19 protein-coding genes are annotated in these 16,367 nt (G+C 63.0%); 17 read left to right on the forward strand and 2 right to left on the reverse strand.

Going from position 1 to position 16,367, the window contains the following annotated elements; all coding sequences use genetic code 11:
• The first annotated feature begins 4 nt into the window (after nucleotides 1–4).
• From IFT57_RS19380 to IFT57_RS19440, 13 genes are all read left to right on the forward strand, one after another.
• Nucleotides 5–745 carry a nitroreductase gene (locus IFT57_RS19380; RefSeq protein WP_192152344.1) on the forward strand — a complete coding sequence of 247 codons (741 nt, stop codon included), beginning with the start codon at nucleotides 5–7 and terminating at the stop codon, nucleotides 743–745.
• Entirely contained in the window at nucleotides 742–2,394 is a 1,653-nt protein-coding gene (locus IFT57_RS19385; RefSeq protein ID WP_192152345.1) for an AMP-binding protein, read from the forward strand. Before IFT57_RS19380 ends, IFT57_RS19385 begins: the two co-directional genes overlap by 4 nt.
• A gap of 488 nt (nucleotides 2,395–2,882) precedes the next feature.
• Nucleotides 2,883–4,121 carry an urea ABC transporter substrate-binding protein gene (locus IFT57_RS19390; RefSeq protein WP_192152346.1) on the forward strand — a complete coding sequence of 413 codons (1,239 nt, stop codon included), beginning with the start codon at nucleotides 2,883–2,885 and terminating at the stop codon, nucleotides 4,119–4,121.
• A 10-nt stretch (nucleotides 4,122–4,131) separates the two neighbouring features.
• Nucleotides 4,132–5,001 carry an ABC transporter permease subunit gene (locus tag IFT57_RS19395; RefSeq protein ID WP_192152347.1) on the forward strand — a complete coding sequence of 290 codons (870 nt, stop codon included), beginning with the start codon at nucleotides 4,132–4,134 and terminating at the stop codon, nucleotides 4,999–5,001.
• Nucleotides 5,001–6,032, forward strand: a complete 1,032-nt coding sequence (locus tag IFT57_RS19400; RefSeq protein WP_192152348.1) for an ABC transporter permease subunit — start codon at nucleotides 5,001–5,003, stop codon at nucleotides 6,030–6,032. The genes IFT57_RS19395 and IFT57_RS19400 overlap by 1 nt, the downstream gene beginning before the upstream one ends.
• On the forward strand, nucleotides 6,029–6,754 hold the full coding sequence (locus IFT57_RS19405; protein WP_192152349.1) for an ATP-binding cassette domain-containing protein: 726 nt from the start codon (nucleotides 6,029–6,031) through the stop codon (nucleotides 6,752–6,754). Before IFT57_RS19400 ends, IFT57_RS19405 begins: the two co-directional genes overlap by 4 nt.
• Nucleotides 6,747–7,451 carry an ABC transporter ATP-binding protein gene (locus IFT57_RS19410; RefSeq protein WP_192152350.1) on the forward strand — a complete coding sequence of 235 codons (705 nt, stop codon included), beginning with the start codon at nucleotides 6,747–6,749 and terminating at the stop codon, nucleotides 7,449–7,451. The genes IFT57_RS19405 and IFT57_RS19410 overlap by 8 nt, the downstream gene beginning before the upstream one ends.
• 12 nt (nucleotides 7,452–7,463) lie before the next feature.
• On the forward strand, nucleotides 7,464–8,984 hold the full coding sequence (locus tag IFT57_RS19415; protein ID WP_192152351.1) for an amidase: 1,521 nt from the start codon (nucleotides 7,464–7,466) through the stop codon (nucleotides 8,982–8,984).
• A complete protein-coding gene (locus IFT57_RS19420; protein WP_192152352.1) occupies nucleotides 8,981–10,105 on the forward strand; it encodes a transporter substrate-binding domain-containing protein in 1,125 nt (374 codons plus the stop codon). Before IFT57_RS19415 ends, IFT57_RS19420 begins: the two co-directional genes overlap by 4 nt.
• 16 nt (nucleotides 10,106–10,121) lie before the next feature.
• On the forward strand, nucleotides 10,122–10,736 hold the full coding sequence (locus IFT57_RS19425) for an ANTAR domain-containing response regulator (protein WP_192152353.1): 615 nt from the start codon (nucleotides 10,122–10,124) through the stop codon (nucleotides 10,734–10,736).
• 48 nt (nucleotides 10,737–10,784) lie between these two features.
• Complete coding sequence (locus tag IFT57_RS19430; RefSeq protein WP_192152354.1) at nucleotides 10,785–11,936, forward strand: iron-containing alcohol dehydrogenase; 1,152 nt, start codon at nucleotides 10,785–10,787, stop codon at nucleotides 11,934–11,936.
• Between the two features lie 188 nt (nucleotides 11,937–12,124).
• Nucleotides 12,125–12,760: a hypothetical protein gene (locus IFT57_RS19435; RefSeq protein ID WP_192152355.1), complete on the forward strand. Its 636-nt coding sequence runs from the start codon at nucleotides 12,125–12,127 to the stop codon at nucleotides 12,758–12,760.
• A gap of 14 nt (nucleotides 12,761–12,774) precedes the next feature.
• Complete coding sequence (locus tag IFT57_RS19440) at nucleotides 12,775–13,557, forward strand: DODA-type extradiol aromatic ring-opening family dioxygenase (protein WP_192152356.1); 783 nt, start codon at nucleotides 12,775–12,777, stop codon at nucleotides 13,555–13,557.
• A gap of 66 nt (nucleotides 13,558–13,623) precedes the next feature.
• Here the strand turns inward: IFT57_RS19440 and IFT57_RS19445 are convergent, their stop codons facing one another.
• Together IFT57_RS19445 and IFT57_RS19450 are read right to left on the reverse strand one after the other, a co-directional pair.
• Complete coding sequence (locus IFT57_RS19445) at nucleotides 13,624–13,914, reverse strand: type II toxin-antitoxin system RelE/ParE family toxin (protein WP_192152357.1); 291 nt, start codon at nucleotides 13,912–13,914, stop codon at nucleotides 13,624–13,626.
• The gene (locus IFT57_RS19450; RefSeq protein WP_122476172.1) at nucleotides 13,877–14,140 is read right to left on the reverse strand and encodes a CopG family ribbon-helix-helix protein; all 264 of its coding nucleotides are present in this window, start codon (nucleotides 14,138–14,140) and stop codon (nucleotides 13,877–13,879) included. Before IFT57_RS19450 ends, IFT57_RS19445 begins: the two co-directional genes overlap by 38 nt.
• 240 nt (nucleotides 14,141–14,380) lie before the next feature.
• Between IFT57_RS19450 and IFT57_RS19455 the strand changes: the two genes are divergently transcribed.
• The 4 genes from IFT57_RS19455 to IFT57_RS19470 all read left to right on the forward strand — a co-directional run bounded on the left by IFT57_RS19455 (nucleotide 14,381) and on the right by IFT57_RS19470 (nucleotide 16,249).
• A complete protein-coding gene (locus IFT57_RS19455) occupies nucleotides 14,381–14,992 on the forward strand; it encodes a LysE family translocator (protein ID WP_122713837.1) in 612 nt (203 codons plus the stop codon).
• Between the two features lie 192 nt (nucleotides 14,993–15,184).
• Nucleotides 15,185–15,439 carry an AbrB/MazE/SpoVT family DNA-binding domain-containing protein gene (locus IFT57_RS19460; RefSeq protein ID WP_122476176.1) on the forward strand — a complete coding sequence of 85 codons (255 nt, stop codon included), beginning with the start codon at nucleotides 15,185–15,187 and terminating at the stop codon, nucleotides 15,437–15,439.
• A gap of 29 nt (nucleotides 15,440–15,468) precedes the next feature.
• On the forward strand, nucleotides 15,469–15,783 hold the full coding sequence (locus tag IFT57_RS19465; RefSeq protein ID WP_446731214.1) for a type II toxin-antitoxin system ChpB family toxin: 315 nt from the start codon (nucleotides 15,469–15,471) through the stop codon (nucleotides 15,781–15,783).
• A gap of 97 nt (nucleotides 15,784–15,880) precedes the next feature.
• A complete protein-coding gene (locus IFT57_RS19470) occupies nucleotides 15,881–16,249 on the forward strand; it encodes a hypothetical protein (RefSeq protein ID WP_192152358.1) in 369 nt (122 codons plus the stop codon).
• Nucleotides 16,250–16,367: the final 118 nt, after the last annotated feature.

Below are 16,367 nucleotides of genomic sequence, written 5' to 3' on the forward strand. Positions count from 1 at the left end.
ACTTATGAATCGACTGTCTCAACCGCCGTCAAGCCCCGCCCTGATTGTGCAGGCTGTGGACTGGGCGATCAGGTCTCGGCGCAGCATCAGGGCGTTTCTTCCCGACCCCGTGGCCCAGGAAGACGTGGAAAGCATCCTCGATGTCGCCCGCTTCTGCGCGACGGGGGTGAACATGCAGCCTTGGCGTGTGCACGTGGTCACCGGCGACGCCAAACGGCAGCTGTCCAACGCCATAGCGGATATAGACAACGATCCCGCCCATGCCAACCAGCTGCTCGACCCCTACGAGTACTACCCCAGGGAGTGGGTGACGCCCTACGTGGACAGGAAAAAGAAGGTCGGCTGGGAGCTGTACGGACTGCTCGGTATTGCCAAGGGCGACAAGCAGCGCATGCACGAACAGCACGGCCGCAACTATCGGTTTTTCGACGCGCCGGTAGGTCTGCTGTTCACCATCGACCGCGTGCTCCAGCAAGGAAGCCTGCTGGACTACGGGATGTTCCTGCAGAGCGTGATGGTGGCTGCCAGGGCTCGCGGGTTGCACACGTGCCCTCAGGCCGCCTTTCTGAAGTATCACCACGTCATCGCCGAAGTCCTTGGCATTCCCGACGAGCAAATGCTGGTCTGCGGCATGAGCCTGGGCTATGCGGACGCGTCCAGCGTCGAGAACGAGCTGGTCACCGAGCGCGAACCGGTCAGTGCATTCACCACCTTTCATCACAATAACAAAGAGACTCGCCCATGAAGCCTGCAGCCCACAACGAGTGCCTCGACAAGACCCCGGCCAATCACCTCCCCCTTACCCCGTTGGGTTTTCTGGAAAGGGCTGCGCTGGCCCATCCGACACGGGCTGCGGTGGTGTATGGATCCATCACCCGGACCTGGGCGCAGACGCGAGAGCGCTGCCTGCGACTGGCCAGCGCTCTGGTCGCTCGGGGATTGGGCGCTGGCGATACCGTCTCCATTCTGTGCCCGAATACGCCGGCCATGCTCGAAGCGCATTTCGGCATCCCGTTATCGGGCGCAGTGCTCAACACCATCAACTGTCGGCTCGATGCCGAAGGCGTGGCGTTCATCCTCCGTCATGCCGAGTCCAAGGCCGTTCTGGTGGATCGCGAATACGCGAGCCTGGTTGCGGCGGCGCTCGAGCGACTGGATCAGGCGCTGATCGTGATTGATATCGACGACCCCTTCGCGCCTTTGGGGCCATCGATCGGCGTGGTGGGTTATGAAGAGCTGCTCGCCAGCGGCGATCCGGATTTTGCCGGCGTCTGGCCTGTCGATGAGTGGCACCCTATCGCCCTGAACTACACCTCCGGTACCACGGGCGATCCCAAGGGGGTCGTCACCAGTCACCGCGCGACCTATCTGATGAGCCTGCTGCAGATGACCAACTGGCCGCTGCCGCGTGCGCCGCGCTACCTGTGGACGCTGCCGATGTTCCATGCCAACGGTTGGTGTTTTACCTGGGCGATCACCGCAGCGGCGGGCACTCATGTGTGCATGCGCAAGGTCAGTGCCGAGGCCGTGTTCGATGCCATCGATACCCACGGCGTGGACCATTTCTGCGCCGCACCCGTGGTCATGGCCATGATTGCCGATGCGCGTGATCGCGAGGTCTTGCGATCACCTGTGCGCGTGCTCACGGCCGGCTCCCCCCCACCGGCTTCGGTGCTCAGCGCCGTGGTTGCACTGGGCTTCGACGTGGATCACGTCTATGGCATCACCGAGGTATCCGGGACCCCGGTGAGCTGCGTGTGGCAAGACGGCTGGGACGCGCTGACGGACAGCGAGCAGCGCGCCTTCCGGGTTCGCCAAGGCACGCGAGCGGCAACGTTCGAAGGGATGATGGTGGCCGATCCGGATACCTTGATCGCGGTGCCGCACGATGGTGTCACCACCGGCGAGCTGTTGCTGCGCGGCAACACCGTGATGATGGGATACCTGAAGAACGCGTCGGCCACCGGCAAGGCCTTCGAGGGGGGGTGGTTTCACACAGGCGACATTGCCGTGGTGCACGAAGGCGGCTACGTGCAGATCACCGATCGCTCCAAGGACGTCATCATCTCAGGCGGCGAGAACATCTCCTCGATCGAAGTCGAGGATGTCATCCACTGCCATCCCAGCGTCCTGCACGCGGCTGTCGTAGCCCAGCCCGACGACAAATGGGGCGAGGTACCATGCGCCTTCATCGAGCTCAAGGCCGGTGTCGCGGCGCCCACCGGTGCCGAGCTGATCGCGTTCTGCCAAACGCGCCTGGCCAGGTTCAAATGCCCGCGGCAGGTCATCTTCACGGAGCTGCCGAAGACGGCCACGGGCAAAATCCAGAAATTCGTGCTGCGCGAGCGTGCAGGCAGCAAGGCTGCCATATCGAGGCTTGCTTCCGGAGGGTGAAGCCGTTTGCGCAGATCCATTCGCTGCATAGGGGCAGTGTTCAATCTCTGCTGAGCACTGCCACTGATGTTACCCATCGGATGGACCCTGCCCGGTTTGAGTGCAGGATTCCCATTTTGGAGCAAACCATTACGCTCTCAAAAGCGCACCAATAAAAAATAGCCAATGAAAACATCTAGTTGCTAACAGCGGCCTGATTATTGCTTTGTCTCAGACGTCGCGCCCCACGCGACATCTGTTTCCTCCAGCGCCCCCACGCACTGGGCGACCCGGCCCCAACGATGCGGCTGCGGTCACAAGCGAAACGCTCGACACCCGTTCAGCCGACAGCGTCGTCGGTACGTGAGATCAGGCCCTAACCCCCCTCGCCTGCATCTCATCCAGACCCCACTCCATTGCTGTTTCCCGGTGTTTGCACGGGCAGCCCATTCGGCTGTCCGCAAACCGGCAGGCGATGGCACGCAGGGCTGGTTCCAGGAGCACTGAGCATGGCTATCAATCGTCGTACCTTCCTGCGTTCGTCCGCCATTTCCGCTGCCGCACTGTCGGCATTGAGCTTCAAGAGCCTGTCGGCCTTCGCCGCCGATGACGCCATCAAGATCGCCTCGCTGTACGACAGCTCGGGTGGCCTGGACATCTACGGCAAGCCGATCGTGGACGCGCTGACGTTTGCCACCGAGGAACTCAATGCCCAGGGCGGTCTGCTCGGTCGGCCGTTGAACCTGATCAAGTACGACACCCAGTCCAACATGCAGCTGTACGCGCAATACGCTCAGCAGGCTGCGCTCAAGGATCGCGCCGCCGTGGTGCACGCGGGCATCACTTCGGCATCCCGCGAAGTGGTACGGCCGGTACTGGACCGCTACAAGACGCTGTACTTCTACGACAACCAGTACGAAGGCGGCGTGTGTGATCGCAACTTCTTCGGCACCGGCGTGACGCCGGGGCAGACCGTGGAGACGCTGGTGTCCCACGTGACCCAGAAGTGGGGCAAGAAGGTCTACATCGTCGCGGCGGACTACAACTACGGGCAGATCGTCACCGCCTGGGTGAAGAAGTACGTCGAGCAGGCCGGCGGTTCGAGCGTGGGTATCGAGTTCTTCCCGCTGGACGTGACCAACTTCGGCGCGACCATTTCGAAAATTCAGGAAGCCAAGCCGGACTTCGTCTGGTCGGCCCTGGTCGGCGGCGCGCACATGTCGTTCTACCGCCAGTGGAAGGCCGCCGGCATGACCGGCAAGCTGCCGATCGCCTCGACCACCTTCGCCGGGGGCAACGAGCACATCGTGCTCTCGCCCGAAGAATGCAATGGCATCCTGATCTGCCAGAACTACGTGCAGGAACTGCAGACACCGCTCAACACTGCCTTCGTCGAACGTTTCCACAAGCGCTTCGGCGCCGACTACCCGTACATCACCGAACTGGCCATGGGCGCCTATCAGGGCATGATGCTGTGGGCCGAGGGCGTGCGTCAGGCCGGTTCGATCGAACGCATGGCGGTCATCGAAGCGCTGGAGAAAGGCATCAGCCTGGACCTGCCCAGCGGCAAGGTCAGCATCGACCCCGCCACCCACCACTGCATCCTGGACGTACACATCGCCGAGGTGCGCGATCGCCGCCTCGAGGTGGTCGAGAGCTTCGCCCAACAGGCGCCTTCGGACACCGCCGCAGTCTGCGACCTGATCAAGAACCCCCGTGATGCCAAGCAATACAGCATCGCGCTGTAAGGAGACGGACATGGATTGGGCTGCGATTTTTTCCCTGCAGATAGTCGGTGCCATCGCCACGCTGGTGCTGCTCAGCATCGGCCTGGCGGTGGTGTTCGGCATGATGAAGATCATTAACCTGGCGCACGGCGAGTTCATGATGCTTGGCGGTTACGTCGCCGTTCTGGCCACCCACCACTGGCATGTGCCGATCTGGATCTCGATCCTGGTGCTGGCGCCGCTCACGGTGGGCCTGTTCGGCATGCTGGTCGAGCGCCTGCTGATTCGTCATCTGTACGGCCGCATGATCGACACCATGCTGGCCACCTGGGGCCTGAGCCTGGCGCTGACCGGTACGGCGACCATGCTGTTCGGCAACACCACGGTGGGCATCAGCTCACCGTTGCCGGGCATTACCCTGGGCGCCTACCAAACCAGTGGCTACGGACTGTTCGTGATTGCCGTGGCCGTGGCGGTCCTGCTGAGCCTGTGGGCGCTGCTGCGCTTCACGCAGTTTGGCCTGTGCGCGCGGGCGACCATGCAGAACGCCAAAATGGCCGCCGCCCTGGGCGCCAACCCCGGGCGCATCTACAGCCTTACCTTTGGACTGGGTGCGGCCCTGGCCGGGCTCGGTGGCGCGGTCCTCGCACCACTTACCGGGGTGATCCCGACGCTGGGCGCCAGCTACATCGCCAAAGCCTTCATCACGGTGATCGGCGGCGGCAGCGCGGTCATTACCGGCACACTGAGTGCAGCCGGGGCGTTCGGCGTCATCAGCCAAATGGTGACCTTCTTCAGCACCCCGGTGTTCGGTGAAGTGGCCTTGCTGCTGGCCGCCATCGTGCTGATCCGCGTGTTGCCCAAAGGCATCACCGGTCGTTTCTTTCGGAGGGCGTTCTGATGCCTGTTGCATTTCGTGATGTGCTGCCGGTGCTGGGCTGTGTGCTCGCTGCCGTGCTGGTCGGCGTGCTACCGCAGTGGCTGGACCTGTTCACCCTGCTCTCGCTGACCATCTACCTGGTCATGGCCTTGCTGGCGCTGAGCCTGGCATTCATCTGGGGCTTTGGCGGCATCCTGTGTTTCGGCCAGGCCGCGTTCTTCGGCCTGGGTGCCTATGCCTATGCCATCGGCGTGCTGAACATCGGCGACAGTACCTGGCCGGTGCTGCTGGCCATTGCCGTACCCGCGCTGTTCGCCGCGGCCATGGGCTATTTCATGTTCTACGGCGGCATCAGTGATGTGTACCTGGGTGTGATCACCTTGGCGGTGACGTTGATTCTGTTCAACGTGATGAACTCCACCTCGGGCAGCGAATACCACATCGGCAGCGCGCTGCTGGGTGGTTTCAATGGCATTCCGGCGATCCCGACGCTCAACGTGCCGTTCGATCCAGAGCGCGTGCTGGAACCTGAAACCCTGTTCCAGGTGATCGGCGGCGCTTTGATTCTCTGCTACCTGGGCCTGCGCGGGCTGCTCGCCAGCCGCTTCGGCAAGGTGGTCGTAGCCATCCGTGAAAACGAGCAGCGCGCCGGGCTGCTGGGCTATGACACGCGCCTGCACAAGCTGATCGTGTTCAGCCTGGGCGGCGGCATTGCCGGGCTGGCCGGATGCCTGTTCGCCAACTGGGGGGCGTTCGTCAGCCCAGGCGTGTTTGGCCTGGCACAGTCGGCGCAGATCATCATCTGGGTCATCGTCGGCGGCCGCGGCACCTTGTTCGGGCCAATCCTGGCCTGCATCGGCCTGCAGGCGCTGATGGCGCGACTGGGTGAACAGCAAACGGTCGACAGCGGCCTGGTGCTGGGCGCGATTCTGCTGACCTTCGTCATGCTGCTGCCGCGCGGCCTGCTGCCAAGCCTGGGGGCTTTGGCCTCGCGCCTCTTCAAGCGCCGCCCGGCGCCCAGCCCTGTCGTGCCACCGGAGAGCGTCGTATGAGCGTGCTTCTGCAAACCCTGGGCCTGGGCGTCAGTTTCGGCGGAGTGCATGCCGTCAAGGCGGTGGATTTCACCCTTGAACGTGGTGAGCTGCGCTGCCTCATCGGCCCCAACGGAGCGGGTAAAAGCACCTTCTTCAAACTGCTCAGCGGGCAGTTGAAGCCTTCCCACGGCAGCTGTCACTTCCAGGCTCAACGCATCAGCGGCCTGCCGCCGCACCGCATCGCCCGCATGGGCATCGGCATCAAGACCCAGACGCCCAGCGTGTTCGACGGCCTGGATGTGTTCGAGAACCTGCGGCTGGCCGCCAGCCGCACGCAGAGCGCCGACCAGGCCCGGCAAACCGCCGAACAGACCCTGCAACGCATCGATCTGAGCGAACACCGTCATCGTCTGGTGGGCGACCTTGCCCATGGCCAGCGTCAGTGGGTCGAGCTGGGCATGATCCTGGCCTCCCGCCCGACGCTGGTGCTGCTGGACGAGCCGGCCGCCGGCATGACCTATCAGGAAGTGCGCAAGACCGCAGCGCTGATCAAGGAGATCAATGCGCACAGCACCGTGGTGGTGGTCGAGCATGACATGGAGTTCATTCGCCTGATCGCCGGCACGGTCACCGTGTTCAACCAGGGGGCAATTCTCGCCCAGGGCAGCTTTGCCGAGGTGACTCAGGACCCGTTGGTGCGCGAAGCCTATCTGGGCAAACAGGAGATCAAACATGCTTGAAGTCAACGGATTGTGTTCCGGCTACGGGCGCGTGCCGGTGTTGCGCGACATCGGTCTGCGCAGCGCCACCGACAGTTGCATCGGCGTGCTCGGCCGCAACGGCATGGGCAAGACCACCCTGCTGCGCGCGCTGATCGGCGAATTGCCGGCGCTGTCCGGCAGCGTGCGTTTCGCCGGCCAGGACCTGAGCCGCGCCGACGCCAGCCAGCGGGCACGGGCCGGTATCGGCTACGTGCCCCAGGGCCGGCAGATTTTCCCCTTTCTCACTGTTGGCGAAAACCTGCGCATGGGCTGCGTGAAGAATTTCACCGAGGCCAGCGCCACCATCGAGCGGATCCTGGCGTATTTCCCGCGGCTGCAACGGCTGCTCGACCAGCCCGGCGGCGCGTTGTCGGGCGGCGAACAACAGCTGCTGGCCCTGGCTCGCTGCCTGTGCGGCAACCCGAAGCTGATTCTGCTCGATGAACCGACCGAGGGCATCCAGCCCTCCATCTGCGACGAGATCATCGAGACCCTGCAGCGCCTGCGTCGCGAACAGGGCCTGGGCATCATTCTGGTGGAGCAGGACATCGACTTCCTGACGGCCCTGGCCGACCGCATCCTGATCATCGAGAACGGCCAACTGGTCGATGAAGTCGACCCTGCCAGCACCACTGCCGAAGCGCTTGCCGAGCGTTTCATGGGCTTTCATTCTTAAGGATTCATCGTCATGTCCATTCAACGTCCAACCCAGGCCGAGCTTGCCGAAACCGGCAACCAACTGGGCCTGCATCTGCCAGCGCCGTTACTGGCGCAGTACGCCGACATCCTCGAAGCGGTCTGGCAGGACTATGACCGCCTGGATCAACTGCAACCTGCCAGCGTGCCGCAGCGGTATCCCAGGAATGCCGGGCAGATTCCTGCCCCGGCGCAAAACCCCTACAACGCCTGGTACGTGCGCACCGACCTGCACGGCGCTGCCGACGGCAAGCTCGCAGGCAAGCGCGTCGCCCTCAAGGACAACATCTGCCTGGCCGGTGTGCCCATGATGAATGGTTCGTCGACCCTGCAAGGTTACGTCCCCGATGTCGACGCTACCGTGGCCACGCGCGTGCTGGACGCCGGCGGCAGCATTCTGGGCAAGGCCCATTGCGAGTTTTTCTGCGTATCGGGCAGCAGCCACACCAACGCCACCGGCGCGGTGCACAACCCGCGCAACCCAGGGCATTCGACCGGGGGGTCGTCGTCGGGATGCGCCGCGCTGATCGTCGCCGGTGAAGTGGACCTGGCCATCGGCACCGATCAAGGCGGCTCGGTGCGCATTCCAGCGGCCTACTCGGGCATCTACGGCATGAAGCCGACCCACGGACTGGTGCCCTACACCGGCATCATGCCCATCGAGATGACCCTGGACCACGCTGGCGTCATGAGCGCCACAGTGACCGACAACGCACTGATGCTCGAAGCACTGGCCGGCGCCGACGGCCTGGATCCGCGTCAGGACCGGCAGATGCCGGTGCAGGCCTATACCCAGGCCCTGGGCGCAGGTGTTGCGGGCCTGCGCATCGGCATTGTCAGCGAGGGCTTTGGCCATGCCAATTCCGAAGCCGATGTCGACGCCGCCGTGCGCCGCGCCGCCGGTCTGTTCGCCGAATGGGGCGCGCTGGTGGACGAGGTTTCCATCCCCCTGCACGCACTGGGCCATGCCATCTGGACACCGATTGCCGTGGAGGGCACCACGCAGCTGCTGCGCGGCTACAATTACGGTTCCAATTGGAAGGGCTTGTACGTGGAGAGCCTGATGCGCGCGCAACAAGACTGGCAACAGCAAGCCGACGCCTTCCCTCACGATCTGAAAACCTGCCTGCTGGCCGGCCACTATGCTCATCAGCGATTCGCCGGCCAGTACTATGCCAAGGCGCAGAACGCTGCACGCCAGCTGCGCGCCGCCTACGACGAGCAGTTCGCTCGCTACGATCTGCTGCTGATGCCAACGGTGCCGCTCAAGGCACCCAAGCTTCCCGCAGCCGATGCCACACCCGCGACCTGGGTTACCCGTGCCCTGGAAATGAACGCCAACACCGCACCGTTCGATGTGACCGGCCACCCGGCCCTGTCGATTCCCTGCGGATTGGCCCAGGGGTTGCCGGTGGGTTTGATGCTCATTGCCCGCGATTACCATGAGGCGACCCTTTACCAAGCCGCGCATCACTTCGAACAGCATATTGATTGGGAAAGCCTGACCTCATGAGCGGCGAAGACTACAAGGTAGGCCTGCTGTTTTCCCGGGCCAGCCTGACGGCGGCGTCGGAAACCGCCCAGGCCAACGCCACGCACCTGGCCATCGCCGAAATCAATGACAGCGGCGGCCTCGACGGCCGGCGCCTGCTGGCCATCGACGGCGACCCCGGCGGCGACCCGAACGACTACCGCGACAGCGCGCTGCAGCTGTGCGACCAGCATCAGGTGCAGGTGCTGTTCGGCACGCACATGTCGAGCACGCGCAAGGTCGTTCTGCCGGTGGTCGAAAGTCGTCGTCGATTGCTGTTCTACCCGACCCTGTACGAAGGTTTCGAATACTCGCCGTACTGCTTCTATACCGGCTCGGCACCCAACCAGAATTCGCTGCAGCTGGCCCGCTACGTGCTGGAAACCCATGGCGGGCGGGTGCTGTTCGTCGGGGGCTCTTATGTCTACCCCTACGAATCGAACCGCATCATGCGCGAGCTGTTCGAACAGGCCGGCGGCGAGGTCGTCGACGAGATCTACCTGCCCTTCCACGCCACCGCCGAAGATTTCGACCGGGTCATGCAGCGGGTGCGCGAAACCGCTCCCGACGCCATCTACTCGACCATCGTCGGCAGCGACATTCCGTCGCTGCACCGCGCCTATCGCCAGGCGGGGTTCGATCCTGCGGTCGTGCCCATCGTCAGCCTGGCCACCAACGAGGTCGACGTGCAGGCCATGAGCGACGAGGAAGCCGAAGGCCACATCTCCGCCGCACCGTGGTTCTCGACCTTGCCGACGCCGTCCAGCCAGGCATTCGTGGCACGCTACCGTGCGCGCTTCGGCGAACACGCCGCGATTACCTCGGGTGCCGAAGCGGCCTACTTCCAGGTTCACCTGTTCGCGCAAGCCGCGCGCCGCGCGTCCGACGATTCAGTGCAGGCCCTGCGCGAAGCACTGGCCGGGGCACGCTTCGAGGCGCCTCAGGGCACCGTGCAGATCGACGCCCAGACCCAGCACACCTGGCTGTGGCCACGCATCGCCCGGCTCGATCATCAACGGCAATTCCAACTGGTGCTGGAGAGCGCCGAAGCTGTGCAGCCGAGCCCCTATATGGTCGACTACCAGATGGACGTGCAGCCATGACCTGCCGGAGGCCGAGATGACCAACGCGCCGTCCCTGCTGCGCGAACTCAAGGGCCTGCGCGTACTGGTGATTCACCCACAGGACGGCGAGGCACGCATCGTGCTCGACCAACTGCAGCGCATCGGCTGCATCGTCGAACAACGCTGGCCGGTGCCCACCACGCTGCCCGAAGCGGTCGACGTGGTGCTGCTGGCCGTGGAACTCAGCCAGCGGTCGAACACGCAAACCCTGGTGGAAGGCCTGAGCGAGCAGGCGCCGCCGATCATCGCCGTGGTCGGTTACGAGAACCCGTCGATGCTGCAACTGGTGCTGGAGACGCAACCGGCGGCGGTCATCGAGCGGCCCCTGCGGCCCTTCGGCCTGCTGACCCAGTTGCTGATGGCGCGGGCCGCCTGGCGGGCGCGCATCGACATGCTCGCCGAGTTGCGCAAGCTGCAAAGCCGGCAACCGGCCGTGTCGAAAATCTCCATGGCCAAGGCACTGTTGATGGCGCGCCATCGCCTGGGCGAGAACGATGCCCATCGGCGCCTGCAACGCGAAGCCATGACGCGGCGCACCAGCATGGAGGCCATCGCCCAGCAGATCATCGATGCCGATCAACCTGCCGAACCCGAACAGCCGCTGCCCTAGCCCTGCGCTGAAACAGCGCCCCCAACCACAAGAATACGAGGTCACCCCATGCAAGGATTCACCTTCAGCAGCACTGCCCACCTCATCTGCGCCACCGGCAGCGCCGCCGGCTTGGCAGAACAGTGCGCCAGCCGCGGCGCCCGGCGGGTATTGCTGGTCACCGACGCCGGCATCCTCAAGCACGGCCTGCTCGACAGCGTGCTGCCGGGCTTCGCCACTGCGGGCATCGAACTGGCGGTGTACAGCGACGTGCTCGCCGACCCGGCGGAAGCGTTGGTGCTGGCAGCCACCGAGCAGGCCCGGGGCATGAACGCCGACCTGATCGTCGGCTTCGGCGGCGGCAGTTCCATGGACACAGCCAAACTGGTCGCCTACCTGGCACACCCTGAGCAACGGCAGAGCCTGAGCGACATCTACGGCGTGAACCAGGCCACCGGCCCGCGTTTGCCACTTATTCAGGTACCCACCACAGCGGGCACGGGTTCGGAAGTCACGCCCATCTCCATCGTCACCACGGCCACCGGCAAGTCCGGCGTAGTGGCGAACCAGCTGTTGCCGGACCTGGCGATTCTCGACGCGCAATTGACCATCGGCCTGCCCGCCCCGGTCACCGCTGCCACCGGCATCGACGCCATGGTGCATGCCATCGAGGCCTACACCAGCAAGCACCGCAAGAACCCGCTCTCCGACCTGCTGGCACGCGAAGCCTTGCGCCTGCTAGCGGCGAACCTTGAACGCGCCGTCAATACACCGCAGGACCTGGAAGCCCGCCAGGCCATGCTGCTGGGCGCCTGCCTGGCCGGCCAGGCCTTCGCCAACGCACCCGTTGCCGCCGTGCACGCCCTGGCCTACCCACTGGGCGTCAGCTTCCACCTGCCCCACGGCCTGTCCAATGCGCTGGTACTGCAGCAAGTGCTGCGCTTCAACCTGCCGGTCGCCCAGGGCCTGTACGCCGAACTGGCCCCCTTGGTGCTGGGCGAGCGCCTGCAACCAGGCGATGCGGCGCAGCAGTTCATCGACGAACTGCTCAGGCTTCATGTGGCCACCGGTTTGCCGCTGCGCCTGGGTGATGCCGGAGTGACCCGCGAGAGCCTGCCGGAACTGGCTCGCAGCGCAATGCTGCAACAGCGCCTGCTGGTCAACAACCCGCGTGAAGTCAGCGAGGCCGATGCACTGGCGATCTATACCGCGGCGTTCTAGGTTGCGGCCGAGCACAGCGCCTCCTGTGCTGCGCGGCAGACAACCCCATACCAAGGAGCTGTCTGCCTGCGAGCAACCCATCGCATCAACTCCATCAATGTTTACTATCGTGAAAGTCCGCTTTCTTTTCGCGGTGCCAGACGTTTATATGCGCGACTTACTGCAACTGTCTCGCTTTGGAGCTTCACGTGTACGCCCGCCCTGATTTGAAATACTCGCTGCTGTTCGCTTTGGCCAAATGTTCGATTGCTGGCTTGTCGTTTGCCATGGTGTGGTTGGACATCGCGATCTTTCATACCGATATCCTTGAAATTTCGTTTACCGAGATCACCCAGGAGCTCATGCTCGCGCTGTGCGCTTTGTTGTTCTGGAGCGCACCGGGGCCGGCCCGCAAAGGCGGCTTCGAATACCTCGCCGCAGGATTTTTCGCCTGCCTGCTGACCCGCGAGCTGGACGGCCTGTTCGACCCCATCAGTCACAGCGCCTGGCTGTGGCCTTTTCTGGCTATCGCTGCAGTCGCCATCGGCAGCGCGGCAAGTGCCAGGCACAGACGGCAAACCCTGCAGTCCCTGGGCGCTTTCCTGCGCACGCCAACGTTCGCCGCGCTGGCCACGGGCTTCGCGGTGCTGATCTTTTCCAGGATCTTCGGCATGGGTGCGTTCTGGCACCAGGTCATGGGTGACGGCTACCAGCGCCTGGCGAAAACCACGGCCGAAGAAGGTGTGGAGCTGCTGGCGTATGGCATCTGGCTATGCGCCAGCTTCGAGTATTGGGTCAAATGCCGGCTTGGCGAAAGCTGGAGCCCTCAAACCGCAACGTCTTGATGTGGAGTCCGCCGATGACTATTCGATTGCCCGTACTGTTCGTGTCCCATGGCTCTCCCATGTTCGCGGTCGAGCCCGGCCTGGCGGGCAATCACCTGGCCGAGCTGGGTCGTGAGCTGACGCGGCCCGACGCCATCGTCATTCTTTCCCCGCACTGGATGATCCGCGGCGACATCCGCGTGACCGCCAGTGCAGCCCCGCCGACGATTCACGATTTCGGCGGCTTCCCCGATGCGCTGTACAAGATTCAATACCCGGCACCCGGCGCACCGGCCCTGGCCGCGCGGATCGTCGACATGCTGCAGGCGGGCGGCTGGCAATCTCGCCTGGATGCCGAGCGGGGCCTGGACCACGGTGCCTGGGTACCCCTGCTGTATCTGGCACCAGCAGCGGACATCCCGGTGATACAGGTCTCCATGCCGGCGTCGCTCGACACCCGCGAAGCATGGAAGCTGGGTCAGGCGCTCAAGCCACTGCGCGACATGAACGTGCTGATCGTGGCCTCCGGCAGCCTGACGCACAACCTCTACGAGTTCCGCGGCGCCACGCCCCACGGCGCTCAATACGTCAAGGATTTCGCCGCCTGGACGGCGAAGACCCTGGCCTCTGGTGCTCTGGACGCGCTGCTGGACTACCGGCAATACGCCCCCTCGGCAGAACGCGCGCACCCCACGGACGAGCACTTCATGCCGTTGTTCATCGCACTCGGCGCGGCGGGTGAGCAGTATGAAACGCGGGTGATCGAGGGCGGCGTGGAGTATGGGGTGTTGGCGATGGACAGTTATTTGTTCACGTAAAGCAGCAAGCGTGAGCTACACGGGCGGCCACTGGAATGGCCAGCCCTGCCGAAGTGGAACGTTCCGCTACCAATCCTCACTGCGCTCTGCGTGTTGGTGCAAGATTCGATACACCAGAATGGCATTGCCTTTCAGGGTGTAGATCGCACGGTAGGGATACTTCGCAAAGATCAACTCACGGCAATCGGGGATGCCCGACGCCTTGCCCAGTTGGGGAAACGCCTCCAGCTGGCTCAAACCATCCAACATCTGAAAAATCGTTTCTTCTGCTTTTTCGGGTCCTCTGAGCGCTTCGTAGTGCTCATGGACACCGTCGAGATCACTCGCCGCCTTGCTGGTTAATGCGACTTTCGGCACGCGCCACCCACTTAGCCTTTACGGCATCCAAATCGACCAGATTGCCTGCCTCTGCATCTGCGATGCCTTCGGCTACAGCACGGAAATGCCACGACTCGGATTCCACATAGCGAGCCAACGCGCGTTTCAAATGGTATTGGCGATCTCGATCGGTGGCTTCGGCGAGCTGATCGAGCTGATCGATCAGCTCGGCTTCCACACGGAAAGAAAGAACGGGCGAACCCATGGCAGTACTCCTGGCACGTTTGTTTACGATGTATACGTTTGCGCGCAACGTACACACTACCGATTGGAAGCTGCTCGAGCAATCCCTGTGGTGACTGATCCGGAAGTCAGCTGCTGCTTTCGAATACCAGGCTGCTGAAAAGCCTGGTGTGTACTGGTTAAATCACCACTGGCTGTACGGTATTACTTGCCAATTCGTCAGGTAGTTTCACTGCTACAACAACCCAGAGACCATACGGACATGCTCATCGACCTGCTGCCTGCCTTCGCCCTCTTCGCTCTGGTGTCGTCCATCACCCCAGGCCCGAACAACACCATGCTGCTGGCCTCGGGGGTGAACTTCGGTTTCCTGCGCACCATTCCCCATGCCTTGGGCATCAGCCTGGGTTTCATGCTGCTGGTGCTGGCAGTCGGGCTGGGCCTGGGTGAAATATTCACCGCCGTGCCCTGGACCTACACCGCCCTGCGCTGGATAGGCGCGGCCTACCTGCTTTACCTGGCATGGTGCATCGCCACCTCTGGCAGCATGAGCGAGGCAGGAGAACAGGACAGCACACCCATGACCTTCCTCGGCGCCGCCGCCTTTCAATGGGTGAATCCCAAGGCCTGGGTGATGGCAGTTGGCGCCATCACCACCTATGTGCCGGCGCAGGGTTACGTTTACAACGTGGTGGTCATCGCCGCGGTGTTTGCACTGGTCAACCTGCCGAGCGTATGCGTCTGGGCAGGTTTCGGCAGTGTCCTGCGCAATGTGCTGCGCGTGCCGCGCTGGTTGCGCTTGTTCAACTGGGGCATGGCGGCGTTGCTGGTGCTGTCGTTGTATCCGTTGTTGCAGAGCCCGGCGCCGGTGTGAGGTGTTGGAAAGTCATCCGCGCATTAGCGTTCCGGCGATATATTGGGCTATTCCCTGATGGCCCAGTCTTAAGATATGCGACGGTTTTACAACGCGCTTTTGAGCTAGAATTGTAGATACTATGTTTATACAAAAGGCTTGTGACTGACTCGCCCTGTATCTACAATGTGTACACTTTTTCAGGAGGTTGCCATGGAAGTCAAAGTGCAGCAGTGGGGCAATAGCGCGGCGATTCGCCTGCCGGCAACTGTGCTCAAGATGATGAATCTGGTCAGTGGCGATGTGCTGAAACTCGATGTGTCCGCCGAGGTTATGACCCTCAAGCCTGCGAAGGCCAAGCCGCGTTACTCGCTGGCCGAGCTGATGGCGCAGTGTGACTTGAGCGCGCCGGAACCTGCCGACATGGCAGCGTGGGATGCCATGTCAGCCGTTGGGCGTGAAGCGTGAGGCGGGCCAAATTCAACCGTGGCGACATTGTGCGCCTGAACCTGAATCCCACCGCCGGCCGTGAGCAGCAAGGCGATTTTCGTCCAGCGCTGATCATTTCGCCTGCGGCCTTCAACGTATCGGGCTTGGTGCTGATCGCACCCATCACCCAAGGCGGGGATTTTGCCCGCCATGCTGGTTTTGCCGTGCCACTAAGTGGTTCCGGCACCGAGACGCAAGGCGTGGTGTTGTGCAATCAACTCCGCACCGTTGACCTCGAGGCTCGTGGAGGCAAACGCGTAGAGACGGTCCCCGAGGTGGTGATGGACGACGTACTGGCCCGCATTCAGGTGTTGATCGAGTAAGGAAAACAATACCAGCGCCGGCCCTCGCGGAAGAATCCATTGGAAAATACGCTGCAATATCGGCAGCGACACCCACCGGCCCACACTGGAAAGACCCATGAAATACAGCATCCTGGCTTCGCTGTTGGCTTTGAGCCTGAACGCATCGGCCGCTCCACAGAGTCTTGATCTACCCAGTTGCGACATCAAAGCCCAGCGCGAGCTGGTGGGCGAAACAGGTGGCAAGATCACCGACCCTCGACAAGCCCACATCTCGGTACGAGCCAACATTCTCAGCGCGGACATCGGCACCACGCGAAAAGCCCGCAAGATCGGCCAAGCTGAAGCCGACCGTATGATCGAACGTGTCGAAGCCGTCCGTCATCAAACCGACCAATTCGTACATCAGCAGGGCTTCTTGAGCGCAGCGGAAAAAGCCAGTTTCGACCGAGAGTTCGACAGCCTCGCCATGCAGCTGTGCAAGTAGAAGGGTCGTGGTGAATAGGTCGATGGTATTCTCACAACGCGTATAAAACGCCCGACTCACAACACCGCAGCTCAGCAAAGAAGAGCATCCGCAACCCAGCGAATCGATCGAAGAAGGT

The sequence above is a fragment of the Pseudomonas sp. CFBP 13719 genome (genome assembly GCF_014842095.1).
Classification (GTDB): Bacteria; Pseudomonadota; Gammaproteobacteria; order Pseudomonadales; family Pseudomonadaceae; genus Aquipseudomonas.

Bases quoted from the DNA above. Each gene is read 5' to 3' on its own strand.
- IFT57_RS19380 (WP_192152344.1), top strand. From the start codon at position 5: ATGAATCGACTGTCTCAACCGCCGTCAAGCCCCGCCCTGATTGTGCAG.
- IFT57_RS19385 (WP_192152345.1), top strand. From the start codon at position 742: ATGAAGCCTGCAGCCCACAACGAGTGCCTCGACAAGACCCCGGCCAAT.
- IFT57_RS19390 (WP_192152346.1), top strand. From the start codon at position 2,883: ATGGCTATCAATCGTCGTACCTTCCTGCGTTCGTCCGCCATTTCCGCT.
- IFT57_RS19395 (WP_192152347.1), top strand. From the start codon at position 4,132: ATGGATTGGGCTGCGATTTTTTCCCTGCAGATAGTCGGTGCCATCGCC.
- IFT57_RS19400 (WP_192152348.1), top strand. From the start codon at position 5,001: ATGCCTGTTGCATTTCGTGATGTGCTGCCGGTGCTGGGCTGTGTGCTC.
- IFT57_RS19405 (WP_192152349.1), top strand. From the start codon at position 6,029: ATGAGCGTGCTTCTGCAAACCCTGGGCCTGGGCGTCAGTTTCGGCGGA.
- IFT57_RS19410 (WP_192152350.1), top strand. From the start codon at position 6,747: ATGCTTGAAGTCAACGGATTGTGTTCCGGCTACGGGCGCGTGCCGGTG.
- IFT57_RS19415 (WP_192152351.1), top strand. From the start codon at position 7,464: ATGTCCATTCAACGTCCAACCCAGGCCGAGCTTGCCGAAACCGGCAAC.
- IFT57_RS19420 (WP_192152352.1), top strand. From the start codon at position 8,981: ATGAGCGGCGAAGACTACAAGGTAGGCCTGCTGTTTTCCCGGGCCAGC.
- IFT57_RS19425 (WP_192152353.1), top strand. From the start codon at position 10,122: ATGACCAACGCGCCGTCCCTGCTGCGCGAACTCAAGGGCCTGCGCGTA.
- IFT57_RS19430 (WP_192152354.1), top strand. From the start codon at position 10,785: ATGCAAGGATTCACCTTCAGCAGCACTGCCCACCTCATCTGCGCCACC.
- IFT57_RS19440 (WP_192152356.1), top strand. From the start codon at position 12,775: ATGACTATTCGATTGCCCGTACTGTTCGTGTCCCATGGCTCTCCCATG.
- IFT57_RS19450 (WP_122476172.1), bottom strand. From the start codon at position 14,140: ATGGGTTCGCCCGTTCTTTCTTTCCGTGTGGAAGCCGAGCTGATCGAT.
- IFT57_RS19455 (WP_122713837.1), top strand. From the start codon at position 14,381: ATGCTCATCGACCTGCTGCCTGCCTTCGCCCTCTTCGCTCTGGTGTCG.
- IFT57_RS19460 (WP_122476176.1), top strand. From the start codon at position 15,185: ATGGAAGTCAAAGTGCAGCAGTGGGGCAATAGCGCGGCGATTCGCCTG.
- IFT57_RS19470 (WP_192152358.1), top strand. From the start codon at position 15,881: ATGAAATACAGCATCCTGGCTTCGCTGTTGGCTTTGAGCCTGAACGCA.